Origin of the sequence: Bacteroides sp. LFL-34, from assembly GCF_027257075.1 — a bacterium.
GTDB lineage: Bacteria > Bacteroidota > Bacteroidia > Bacteroidales > Bacteroidaceae > Bacteroides > Bacteroides ovatus.
This window is the reverse complement of record NZ_JAPQKZ010000003.1, coordinates 143248-155526: the sequence shown is the minus strand read 5'-3', so window position 1 is coordinate 155526 and position 12279 is coordinate 143248. Positions and strand designations below refer to the sequence as shown.

The following is a 12279-nucleotide window of genomic DNA, read 5'->3' as shown; positions in this document are numbered from 1 at the left end:
CAGTCACTCGCCAAATTGATGAGTAGTCAATAGGTACAGCTCTATTTAAGAACAGTAATATGCAAATTGATATAAGTAATATATCTTGTATTCTGATGTTTTCAATAGAATAGCTTTTCATACTGTTTATAAGGTACATTTAATTTAAGTGGAAATATATTTATATATGATTTATCCTAAAGATGAGCAATGTGTAATCTAAATTTTCCAGCACTCTTGGTTTTGTTTTACACAAAGAATGCTGGAAAATAATAATTTTCATAATCGATCGGCACTAATTTTTACAGAACTGTACCGTATAATAATAAAACTTCTTAATCTATATATAAATTCTTCTCATATCTTTTAGAAGTTAGTTTTCCTGTTTTTTCATCATTAGAATATGTTGAAAGAAACAAATGTGCCCTTACTACATTATTGGCTGGGATAGAATCCAAAGGATAGGAGAGTTCTATTCTTCCTTTTGGAGATAAACTCTTGTGTAATATCCATTTCCCGCTTTCAAGAGTAAATAGACAAATCGTCAAATCCGCGCTTTTCCCATTAGAAGATTCTGTTAAAACAATATAGCTTCCACTAAATTCACTTAACCGCCCTTGATTCATAACTAAAATTTCTTTGTCTGTATTATTAGTAAGTATAAGGGTTAAAGAATTATTCGGTTTATCATAAGAAAATTCAATTTTTACTTCTTGGGCGGTACAAAAAATAGAAATGCCCAAAAGTACAATACCTATAAATAAATGTTTACTTGTTATCATTTAATTTGTTTTATGGGTAAATCATTTTTATATCTTTTGCTAACTAATTTTCCTGTCTTCCTATCTCTAAAATATGTGGAGAGGAATAATCTAGCTCTTGTAACATTATTTGCAGGGATAGCTTCAAATGAATAAAAAAGTTCTAGTCTTTCGTTAGGGTTTATTGTTTTAGAACGGATCCACTGTCCATCTTCATAGTCATATAACGAGATGATTAGATCACTCTGTCCATTATCATGTTTTTCAGTTAAAATAATGCAGCTTCCAGATGATTCATTCAATAGGCTTTGATTCAATACTATTATTTCTTTATCCGTATTATTGAAAAGTTTTAGAATCAAAGCATTGTCTTGTCTATTATAAGCAAAAGTAATTTCTAAATCCTGTGTTTGTCCCTTGCTAGGAATTGACATACACAATAATATACTTATAAAAAAAGATTTAATTGTATTCATAATTTTATTTATTTGATGATTGTTCTGTAGCAATTATTAGAAGTTGTTCATAAGTCCATTCTAACCAAGTTCTTTCATTCTCATAATAATGTGATACCTCTGGAAAGTTTTCGCGTTCTGCTTTATGCGTCTCTAATTCATTTTTATAATATTCTATTGTTCCATAGCGATCAATGATTAATTCTTGCTTAAAATCAGCTTCTCTTGTTTCGGGAGTCATTATATATTTGCCATACATTATATCTAATCTTTCATTCAATATCTTTTCAATATATGGTGGAGGATTTAGGACAATTGTTTTTTCGAGAATAGTCATTTCAAGTTTTCCATAATGCTTATGGTCAATATGGTACATCTCATGCCATATTGTGGCTATTCTATCTATTTCTGTTAAATTATCTGAGCTAAAAAATAATTGACATAGTTGAAGAACTCCATCCTTGCTTGTACGTGCAGTTGAACGACAATAGTTTTGTTTTTCAATTGTGTATTTCGTTCGATCAATATTCTTAAGCTTTTCTAGTTGGATTAAAAGGCTATTTACTGCTTTTTTTTCAGCTGTAGATAAAGGAATAGATTTTTCATCAGAATTCTGGTCACCATTATTATTTTCTGTCACAGTATCATCTTCCGTACTCGTCGATTCCGGTTCTGTCGGTTCGGGGTCTATTGTTCCACTATCGGGAGGTGCTATGATTTCCCATTCATCGTTTCCGCCACTTGTTTCATTATTATTTGATTCTGGAGTAATTATGACTTCTTCAAGTGTCTCACCAATATAAGTGTAATCATCTTCATTACCATAATCATAATCGTAGTTATAGTCATCTTCTCCACGCGTTAAGACCATCTTTTTCTTTTGAATATATACAGTAGATGCTAATGCGCGAGCCTGCTCATACTTATCTGATAAATTAGTTTTCCCTGAAGCATTTAATAGAAATACCCCTCTCGTTTTTACTCCGTTCTTAAAAGTACTTATACGAGCTGTAACTTGTGAATATACACAGGAATATAATGCTACTCCTGTAAAACCACCCTTGTCTGCACAATTTATAAAGTTGTTACAAGTTTGTGCACCATTTCTACTATCATATAATTTGGAGGGTATCAAAGTTAAGATGTATTGATCCATTCTATTGCTCTTTACATCTTTTACTATCACTAGTTTCTGATATACATTGACTTTTCCTGCAGAAGGCTTGCCATTTCTTTCATCTACATAAATTGCTTTAAAGTGATAAGTCGGAGTTATAGGAATATCATAGCAAGCGAGTCCGTTGTTGGTAGAACTGACTGCTGCATCCCAGTTAGGTACGAAATCACCGGGGGAAACTGTTTTATTCCTTTTGTTATCCAATGAACGACTTAATGTTAAATTAGCATGAGCTTGAGTTTGAAAAAAGTTTTTAGCTTCTTGCAAACTAAAATCTTTCATGTCAGTCTGTAAACCTGATTCTAGCAAATCTTCATCTTTGCAATTTACTATACTAATGACAATTGCAATTACACATAAAACAGTATAAATATAAGTTGATTTTTTCATAAAATAATCATTTTAATCCTTTTCTTTTCATTTTTCTTTCAAAATCGTATTTCCACCAACCATACCATTTTTTATAATTATCAACCTTGAATAAAGGATTTACTGTCTTACAGAAGGTTTCACCTAATTGGGAGAGTTGGTCGTATTTATCGCTATCAGACAGTTTTTTCTGATTGAGAATCTTATATTCTTCAATTGCATACTTATTATAAGCTGTCTTGAATTTGTTTATTTGCTCCTGATTTAGCCCATATCTTGATTTCAAAGTATGATCTAATGCTGCATTATTTACTTTTTTCCACTTTACAGAAACAGACGGAACAGTCTTTGCTATTTTTTTTGCCATCTCATCATCAATAGCCATCAGTTCCACTTCCCTTTCGGCATTTTTTTTATTGCTATTGAGTATGTTTGCACGTTTTTGTTTATACGTATCTTCTATTTTTGCTATGGTAAAGGCATCTTTGTATGTAACTCCATATTTGTCCATATTGTCAAGTGCTCTGAAGAACAGTCTCTTATATTCGATATACCAAGTCCCATTTTCAGTTCCTAATATTTGTTTTATTTTAATATTTAGCTCGGATACCATAGTATCACTATTTTCATATTTTTCCCATGCTTCTCCAGTATCTTTATGCATTTTATCTCGTTCTTTGCCCCATTCCGATTCGGCCTTATACAAAGCACGCATTTTTTCATATGGAATAAATTTGTTTTCACTTAGTATTTGGTAACGTTCCATTTCTTGGGTACAAGAGCTCCATTTTTTATGTTTTCCTCCAGAAAATGCTTGGCTGATTATTGTACCATATTTTTTATAAAGCTTTTTTTGTTCCGCTTTAAATTGAGTAGAGCTAATTTTCCGATTCTTTAGCTGGTCATTCTCTTTCTGTAAGGAGAATAGAATTTGTTCGTATTCATCTGCCTTTTGACTATTGATTTTATACGTTCTCATCATATATTCCTTGCGTTTACCGATGTTTACGCCCGGAATAATTTGTGAAAAGCCCACACTTCCTATTAAAAGTAAGGACAAAAACAAAGTAATTTTTTTCATAATTTTATTATTTAATAGTTAGAAATAATTTTACCACCATATCTGTTTCCCATTTTCATAAGTGAATGGACGTTCTTCACGGCCTTTAGTCAAATTGCGCAACCATAACAGAGCTTTTTGAGGTACGTTATCATAAACGACACTATCACCTATTGGTCGTTTCCGGCCTAAACTTATCCATTGATCCTGCCAATAAAACAGTTCATAAGTGTCTGTTGAAACTATTGCATTATCGTCATTACGTGGAGCAAATCCAATTTTTGAAATCTTCACAGGTTTATATAAATCCACACCAACCCATAAGTCTATGCCACCACTCACTTGATAATAGGTAAGTGGTTGTCCATCGAAAATATTAAGCATAGTACTGTCTTCGTATATAGCATCACAAGCTATAGGGTGGAATGGTAGAAGCTTTTCATCAGATTGATATAAACAAAATTCTGCGATACTAAAGGTCCCTTTTGGTTTTCTATAACGTATGTAACGATAGGCTTTCTCTGCAGATATTTCTATCTTTTGCATTTTGCTTTCCGGAGTTTTTGTTATTTTATAAAGTTCCGTTGCATCAGAAAAGTCTGCTTTATTTGCCCCTTCAAAAACTCCCATAATCATCAATTTTGAGAAATCAACAATTCGCATATTCAAAGGGAATTTGCGTTTACATACTACTCTTTCAAGATGTTTAGTGTCTGGTTTTATTTCCCTTACTGAATCCTCCGATACTATTATTGGGCTGCCTATTGGAATGGCCTCTTCATTTACCCAGTGAGTTGGGAGATAAACTATGCCATCACCTAAATCAATAGCTTCCTTATTACGATCAACATTGTATATATTTCCAGTCCCAATGTGATGGAATGTTTGAGAAGAGGAAAAAGCAACAGGTACCCATCTTTTTGGGGAAAATACAGATAAAAAATTTTCTTTTTCTTTATTTATATTAGTCGAGACTGTAACATCACAAGAGCCGATGTTGTGCAATTTTGTAACATCCAGTAGGTCATTGTGACGAAATAATTCGGGAATATTGTCGATGTGTTTGGCTAAATCTTGTATTGAATACATCTTACGATATATTTTAGGAGTTTTACGTGATAGGTAATAATCTCCGTTTGCTTGTTTGTCTGTGTTTTGTAATGGATATATTTTATTGTCTGGTAATATAATTGAAACAAAAGAATGTCCATTGTTATTGCTTCCCCAATAAGGTACAAATTCAAATGCGGCAGGAATTCCTACTGACCGTAAGGCCATAGTAACTAATGCTGTTCTATCATCACATTTACCATATCCTGTCTTTATTATTGATGAATATGATTTTAATGTATCTTTGTAAAATTCGGGAGATAGCTCTATTTTAATTTGAGCATTTATATTCTGTGCTGTTTGAATAATATCGTTGGTACATTGTTTCTCAAATTTTCTACTACAGTCCCATTTCCAATAATATTGTAATGATTCATCAGCGACTCTGTATGGTAAGATGTATTCGCAGAACTGTTCGAATGTATAATTTTTCAAATAAGGACTCTTTTCTTTTAAAAAGAATGAATGCTCTAGTGATTTTATGAGAGAGTCAGCTTTTACTATATCAATATCATATATTTTCTGTTCTTTGCCATTGATGGAATATTTGTTAGGCATATTTTCTATCAGAAAGCAAGCAGCTTTATATTTATCTTTGTCCTTATTTGTTTTATAATGTTCTAAAAAGCGAGTAAGTTCCTTTTTATTTGTTTGAGAATTGTTTGCTATTTCCCATGCTAGTTTTTCACTGGATGAAGTACAACTGAGTAACAAGAGAAGTAAAAATACGGTGTAAATTGTTTTCATAGTATTATAATGTTAAAGTGTATTCTTTGTTTGTATGTTGTTACAAAGGTGAGGAGAAATAAGTATTTAGGTATGAGTAAATGGTACATTAGTAGGATGAAAACGTACATTATTTGACCGTAGACGAATGGAATCGGATATTTCTTTAAAATCTTTTATTTAGAACGTAATAACGAAGTTTCTTTTGTGCCTTGATTTGAACCAATTTTAATGTATAAAAGTATTGCAAAACCAAACTTGTTACTATCTTTGCGCCGTCAATTAAACTATTAATTTATATAGTGTTATGAGAGCTAAAAAGTTTGTATGCTGCTTGCTGGCTATGATGCTGCTCGCAGGTGTTTCGTTTATCTCCTGCGGTAATAGTTCCAAGGCAAAAGCCGATAGTGAACTGACTACACAAGACGGTGAAGATTTCAAATCCTTTCTGGATAAATTTACTTCCAGTGCAGCCTTCCAGTATACTCGTATCAAGTTCCCATTAAAGACTCCGATCACTTTGTTGGCAGATGACGGAGAAACCGAGAAAACATTCCCTTTCACTCGGGAAAAGTGGCCGTTGCTGGATAGCGAAACCATGAAGGAAGAACGTATCACCCAGGAAGAGGGAGGTATTTATGTTTCCAAGTTTACGTTGAATGAACCGAAGCATAAAATCTTTGAGGCAGGCTATGAAGAATCCGAGGTTGATTTGCGTGTCGAGTTCGAGTTGCAGTCGGACGGGAAATGGTATGTGGTAGATTGCTATACAGGTTGGTATGGATATGACTTGCCGATTGGAGAGTTAAAGCAGACTATTCAGAATGTGAAAGAAGAAAATGCCGCATTCAAAGAAATACATCCTTAGAAAGGAGAAATAAGTATTAAGTATCAAGTGTTGAGTATTAGCCAGTCATTTGATGTTAATACTTAATATTTGATACTTGATACATGATATCGATTACGGTTCTCCGACATAATATCCCAGTTCAGATTCTTTTCCATCCACCATCTCTCTGACAATACCATTTTTGGTGTTGAACTCTTGATAGAGTTCTTCATAATCACGTGTATAGTCTGCATCGGGGACTACGTTAACATCAAATTTAAGTTCGGCTCTCCCGTCGGGGAGCATATTGCCGAAAATCCGGATGCGGTGAACCACTTCGCCTACATTCTTGATGCTGTTGTAGGTTGCTTTGAATTGCCTGATACCGTCTTCGGGAATGATGATATGCGAACTTTTATCCAGAATGATACAGCCACAGGAAGGTTGCATTTCTGAAATGATTAACGGAGCGTCTCCCGTGTTGGTGATGGTAAACATGATATCGAGTTGCTGACCTTGCTTGATAGGGTAATAGTGTCTGACGGAATCTTTTATCGTCATGCTGGTGGGACGTACTTCCTTCCTGCACCCTGTAAAGCAGAGCGGAAGTGCCGTCAGTAGTAAAATATAGAATATAGATTTATTCATTGTTGCCATTTATTTTTGTTATATCACTTTTTCAGCATTTAAGGGATGAATGCAATTTCATCGATACCCATTTGCGTTCCCGGCTTCTTTAAACAACTGATTTTTATGCTTAATTGTTCTGTTCCGTTCAAGTCTGCCGGAACGGTGGCTTTCATCATTTCTCCTTTTTCTGGGGAGTCTTCCGGTTTCAAGTCTATTGTTTTATAGGCTACTCCGTCTTTCAACAGTTGAACTTGCTGTGGAGCATAGATACGGTGGCGGGGAAGATTCAGAAAACTGATATAGAATGTTCCTGATGCATTGAGTCCTTTAACCGGTAGGTTGATGGTACATTCTTCTCCCGGAATGATAACCCAACCGCAATGATAGTCTCCGGGTAAACCGTGAGTGCCGTCGGTCAGTTTCTTTGAATCATTTTTATTTAGTTTAGGGGTTGTGGAAGGATTCATTCCCAGAAACAAACTTTTCTTTATGTCGGAAGCAAGTATATATTGTTCCCATTCCTTTATATAATAGTCAATCTCATAAGCTGACTCATTATAATATTCCATTCCGGCAAATGCTTGATGCTCTTTGAGCTGGGTGACCCATTTACGAGCTTGGGGAAGCGGTTGAATATCCTTTCCATTCCGCTTGGCATATCCGTAAGCGTCGAAACTGTGGTCACGTGCTAATTCCATGCGCGTGAAAGACAAGGCGGTCTGGAGCTCGTGCAGCTTTTTGCGCTCTTTCCCTTTTGCTTCGGATACAAAATCTCCCATTTCATCATAGAATTTGATAAACTTCTCCGGATAGAGGAATCCTTTTTCCGATTCTCTGATACCGACGTAAAGTCCGAGCCGCTTTCCGGATTGGGCGTTGTTTTCTAGCTCTGTGTAGTAATCGTACAGCCATTTTTTGGATACCGGGTATTCCTGATTGAAATAGCTTTTAATTAACTCATCAACCGGAAGTTCCGGGTTGATAAGAAGGGCTGATAATACAAAAGTCCTCATTTCATCGAAGGAAGAATAGCTGTAACCGCTTCCGTTGAAAAATATGCCGCTGGCTCCGTGTTGTTTGAAAAGTTGGAGTCTTTGCTGGGCTATCTTTAATATGGGGAAAGGAGTGAGGTAGTCGTCGAAGTTGTTGATATAGTCCCATATATAGATGTTGTTCGTTACTTTCTTCCAGTTGTCGAGTTGTTCCGCAAATTTCTTGTCTTGCTCGTCCTTGCCGTCTGTCCGGCGGAGCGGGTAGTCGATAGTGCTGACAATTACCCCGACGTTAGGCGGGAGCTGCTTGTTTGTGACTTGTTGCGTAGTCAGGTAGGAAGTCGTAAAGAACGTGTGTTTGGAAAAACGCTGCGACAGGCGGAGGATCAGTTCCGTAACGGCGGGAGTTGCGTTCTTCTCTGTATTTCCTAATGCGGTGCAGGTGGCACACGTACAGGCGTACGGAGTATCATCCGGTGCGATTACAAAACGGAAATTCCCCTTTTCACCGAAGTTATCTACGATGTAACTTTCTATCTGGCGATACATATCCTCGGAAGAGAAACACAGTTGTGAGTCATCTGTCTTCCCGTGAATGGTGGCATATACTTTCTCTGCATCTTTTCCCAAGACTTTTCGCAGGTTGTGTCCCCATATTCCCCAGCTGTCGTCAAAGTTGTTCAGGCCGATAACGCCTGTATGATCGGCGTTCAGGCCGTATGGAGAATAAATACTTTGATAGTCAAATGCAAAAGCTCCGCAAGTATCGTTGAGATTGATAAGGGCGGGAGGAAGATCCGAACCGTCTATACGCGGGTCTTCTTTGCTGATCTTCTTTATCAGTTGGTATTGCAGCCATAACATTTGTTTGTCGTCACTTGCGGTCAGTCTGATATCAGAGCCTTTGCAGGCTACTTTGAATCCTCTCTGCAATGTTGGGTCTATCTGTATGATGATGCGCCACATGTCCATTTCGGAAACGCCAAAAGCTACTATTTCATCGTCGTTTGCACGCTTCTTGAGATGTTCGTACAGGTATTTCGCCCACCGGGTGTCTCTGTCGGTCGGATCCTCACCAATGGTGACGAGATACCCTTCTTTAGATGGGAACATCTCCGTGCGTGCCTGCATACGGCAGCCGGATAAAAGGCAGCAAATACATATCATTCCTGCCAATACAGGGCCAAGCGTATCAGAATGAAATATAAACTTGTGCATAAATGTTATATAAGTTTTTATAGCGTGTCGATATGGATTCTATCGGGTTGAGCGGACTGGTCCCTCGCACGGTGTTGGTCTGGTTATAATAAGTATTCCAGGTACCCATCAGACCTATGGTAATGTTAGGACTGACCATATACTGGCCTCCCAATCCCACCATAGTATTGGTGTGAGAGAAAGAGCCGGGCAGCGCATAGTCCAGTACGGCCGTTTCCGGTGCCGATCCGATGCTTGCCATGGCGTTGATATTTGTCTTTCCGTCATTAGCCGGGAAGTATTTGGCGCCAATCTGAGCATTGTAATAGAAGTTGGAGTTGAAGAAGTGCATATCTATCTTCGTGTTGAGACGAACGACTTCAATGGTCTTGGCTAATTCTCCGCCTACAGTGAGTAGGTTAGTTTTTGACTCATTCCAACCCGTAAACAGATAGCCATTGTCTCCGGTGCCACCTGCAAAGAATTCATCGTTCCATTCATAACGCTTTGTGTAGGCGGCTACCCGTCTATAACCCACATGTGCACCTATTTCCCAATCATTCTTGAGATAATGCCGTAAAGCGACATCAGCCGTTATGTCCGGGAAGTATTTGGTCGCAAAGGCTGCATTGGCCGTGAGGCTCCACTTCGGTGAGAAGTGATGCGTCCACTCACCTTGTACCTGAATGCCGACTCCTCCCGGTGTCTGTTCTTCAGCCTCCATGCTGTCGCTTGCCGAGCCGCTTCGTCCTGCATAGTTGAGACGTCCCGTGTAGCTGTTCTTCTGGCCTTTTCGAGTGTATTCAGCGGTGGCAACGGAGGTAATGATGTCTTCTTCTCCGTAGCGTGCACGCAGGTAGGTCAAAGCAATCTCATTCTTGAGCATCATGCTTCTAAGGCCCGATAAATGTCGTTGGAAAGAGCGATATTCCATGATGGATGGCTCGTAGTACTTTTGGTAATAATAGGCTGAATCCGCTTGACGGTTGGCTTCATATACCACTCCCTTAGTGTACTTCAATGATTTGTTCTGACTGTCATAAAGCAAAGCTGTATCAAGAACAGCGAGAGCCTTTTCCGGTTCTTTGGCCTTTGTCAGTTGCAGGGCACGGTATTCACTGCTCTGTGAGAATGCGCCTATAATCTCTTTGTTGCTCGGGTATTTGTTGAGTATCGGCTTCAGGAATTCCAAAGAAGCTTCGTATCTCTTGTCACGTTCAAGCACGGTAGCTCTTTTAGCCTGATAGAATGGTTCTTCAGGATAATAATTGATTCCTTGTACTGTATATTTCTCGAATTCATCGTATTTTCCGAGTAAACCGGACGAATTGATGGCATACCGTAATCCGAGATCGCTTGATGGATTCAGGCTAATTAGCTTAACAGATTCCTCGTATGCTTTCTTCGTAGCTCCGGCTTCCATACATTTCTTGATGTACGGCACTGCTAGTTCCTCGTATCCGATAACATAGAAAATGCGCATATCCTCATCACTCTGCTCGATGGCAGATAGATACAGTTGCAAAGCCTCTTCGGTTTTATCCATTTTATCGAGAATAAATGCCCTTTTCAACGTGCCGTTTTCGTAATCAGGGAAGTGAAGAGTGATGGTGTCCAATGTTGCAAGTGCTTCATTGTAACGTTTCATATTGATATAGCAACTCAAGGCTTTTTCCCATGCGGCACCGTTCACTTCATTGTCGTCTACATGTTTTTGAGAAACGAACAATACGTGCGGCAATGCTTCTGCGTACAGACCAAGTTCCATCAGTTTTTCAGCTTTCTTCATGTGTTGTGCGCTCATGGCAAGCGTAATATCATAATCATCAGGATACATCTCATACATCTTTTTCAGCGTTGAATAGGCAAGATCATCCTCATTCATCTGGCGATAAAGCATATATTCTTTATAAAGAATTCCTTTATCATTGTTGCCATATTGTTTTTTAGCTTCTCTGATATAGAAGAGTGCGTCATCGGTATATCCCCGGGTGACGGAAGTGTTCAGCAGGTAGTCTAATGCTTCCTTGTTCTTATTACCTCCTTCGTAGGCCATGCCATATAATACATAAGGATCCCGCTGCTTCTCTGCTCGGGCAGCCTCCATTAACAGGTCGTTATACATACGCCGTATGGCAGGGCTGTTGTTTCTTCGCATTTGCTCGCGTATAAACACCAGAGCTTCCGGATAACGTGCCAATTCACTAAGGATACTCGCCCTTTTGACGATAAGCGCACCGCTTCCCGGTATGGCAGCCAAACCGTTGGATGACCAGCCTAGAGCAGCTTCCCGGTTTCCTTCCTGTAAATGCAGGTTAATGATGTCCAGATAATATTCTTCGTTTTGAGGAGATACTTTGATAAGCTCCGTCAGCTTTTCGATAGCCTCTTTTCGGTTACCGCCTTTTTTTATTTGCTGGTAGCCTACCTCCATGCTGTAGATATAATCCTTCCTTAGAATCGTATCGTTCGGGTAAATCTGATTGATTCGTTTCAACAGGCGGTCTGCTTCCACATCGTTGTTCTGCTTGCGGTACAGTTCAATCTTTCTTCGCCATAAACCTCTCCAATACGGATTCACTTCCAGCAACTCATTAACGTAACAAATAGCACTGGAATAATTCTCGGTGATATCTTCTACGTCTACCAGCAGATGTTTGGCATTGACGTTGTTGTAATTGTCATCTATCGCTTTGACAAGATGATAACGCGACTGGTCATAGTTCTTTTCGTGGAACCAGTATTTTCCCATGAGCCATTCAAGGTCAGAAACATTCGGGTATTTCTGAAGGCCCTCCTCCAACAGCTCTTTCCCTGCTTCCCATTCCTCGTTCGCAAAATGCTCCTGTACAATCTGGGCATATTGCTCCGGTGTCTGGAATCCGTTGTCGGTCCCGGAGGAAGAGGTTATCAGTAAAAACAGACAACCTAATATGGTGATCTTATGGAGAAATTCTCTGTTCATTCTATCTTGTCTTTAATCTTTCTTTCTTG

At 38.3% G+C, this 12279-nt stretch carries 9 protein-coding genes; 1 reads left to right on the top strand and 8 read right to left on the bottom strand.

The annotated features are described in order from the left end of the window. Positions 1 to 314: 314 nt before the first annotated feature. From N5O98_RS02745 to N5O98_RS02725, 5 genes are read right to left on the bottom strand one after another with little or no spacing between them, the layout of a single operon-like run. Complete coding sequence (locus N5O98_RS02745) at positions 315 to 761, bottom strand: hypothetical protein (protein WP_008641713.1); 447 nt, start codon at positions 759 to 761, stop codon at positions 315 to 317. Next, on the bottom strand, positions 758 to 1216 hold the full coding sequence (locus tag N5O98_RS02740) for a hypothetical protein (protein ID WP_008776122.1): 459 nt from the start codon (positions 1214 to 1216) through the stop codon (positions 758 to 760). The genes N5O98_RS02745 and N5O98_RS02740 overlap by 4 nt, the downstream gene beginning before the upstream one ends. Positions 1217 to 1220: 4 nt before the next feature. Then, positions 1221 to 2762, bottom strand: coding sequence for a hypothetical protein (locus N5O98_RS02735; RefSeq protein WP_008641715.1), 1542 nt, complete (start codon positions 2760 to 2762; stop codon positions 1221 to 1223). Between the two features lie 7 nt (positions 2763 to 2769). After that, positions 2770 to 3822 (bottom strand): hypothetical protein, encoded by a 1053-nt coding sequence (locus N5O98_RS02730; RefSeq protein WP_118161193.1) that lies wholly within the window; start codon positions 3820 to 3822, stop codon positions 2770 to 2772. 30 nt (positions 3823 to 3852) lie between these two features. After that, a complete protein-coding gene (locus tag N5O98_RS02725) occupies positions 3853 to 5658 on the bottom strand; it encodes a transglutaminase domain-containing protein (protein WP_004313842.1) in 1806 nt (601 codons plus the stop codon). Between the two features lie 286 nt (positions 5659 to 5944). Here N5O98_RS02725 and N5O98_RS02720 point away from each other — a divergent pair, with 286 nt between their 5' ends. After that, complete coding sequence (locus N5O98_RS02720; protein WP_004313843.1) at positions 5945 to 6505, top strand: hypothetical protein; 561 nt, start codon at positions 5945 to 5947, stop codon at positions 6503 to 6505. A 93-nt stretch (positions 6506 to 6598) separates the two neighbouring features. Here N5O98_RS02720 and N5O98_RS02715 read toward each other — a convergent pair whose 3' ends face one another. The 3 genes from N5O98_RS02715 to N5O98_RS02705 are packed head-to-tail and all read right to left on the bottom strand — an operon-like array spanning position 6599 to position 12250. Then, entirely contained in the window at positions 6599 to 7114 is a 516-nt protein-coding gene (locus N5O98_RS02715; protein WP_099146105.1) for a DUF1573 domain-containing protein, read from the bottom strand. Between the two features lie 38 nt (positions 7115 to 7152). Continuing rightward, positions 7153 to 9306, bottom strand: coding sequence for a DUF4838 domain-containing protein (locus N5O98_RS02710; protein WP_118161192.1), 2154 nt, complete (start codon positions 9304 to 9306; stop codon positions 7153 to 7155). Beyond that, complete coding sequence (locus N5O98_RS02705) at positions 9281 to 12250, bottom strand: hypothetical protein (RefSeq protein ID WP_118161191.1); 2970 nt, start codon at positions 12248 to 12250, stop codon at positions 9281 to 9283. Before N5O98_RS02705 ends, N5O98_RS02710 begins: the two co-directional genes overlap by 26 nt. Positions 12251 to 12279 lie beyond the last annotated feature (29 nt).

Coding starts and splice junctions, on each gene's coding strand:
- N5O98_RS02745 (WP_008641713.1), bottom strand. CDS start 761: ATGATAACAAGTAAACATTTATTTATAGGTATTGTACTTTTGGGCATT.
- N5O98_RS02740 (WP_008776122.1), bottom strand. CDS start 1,216: ATGAATACAATTAAATCTTTTTTTATAAGTATATTATTGTGTATGTCA.
- N5O98_RS02735 (WP_008641715.1), bottom strand. CDS start 2,762: ATGAAAAAATCAACTTATATTTATACTGTTTTATGTGTAATTGCAATT.
- N5O98_RS02730 (WP_118161193.1), bottom strand. CDS start 3,822: ATGAAAAAAATTACTTTGTTTTTGTCCTTACTTTTAATAGGAAGTGTG.
- N5O98_RS02725 (WP_004313842.1), bottom strand. CDS start 5,658: ATGAAAACAATTTACACCGTATTTTTACTTCTCTTGTTACTCAGTTGT.
- N5O98_RS02720 (WP_004313843.1), top strand. CDS start 5,945: ATGAGAGCTAAAAAGTTTGTATGCTGCTTGCTGGCTATGATGCTGCTC.
- N5O98_RS02715 (WP_099146105.1), bottom strand. CDS start 7,114: ATGAATAAATCTATATTCTATATTTTACTACTGACGGCACTTCCGCTC.
- N5O98_RS02710 (WP_118161192.1), bottom strand. CDS start 9,306: ATGCACAAGTTTATATTTCATTCTGATACGCTTGGCCCTGTATTGGCA.
- N5O98_RS02705 (WP_118161191.1), bottom strand. CDS start 12,250: ATGAACAGAGAATTTCTCCATAAGATCACCATATTAGGTTGTCTGTTT.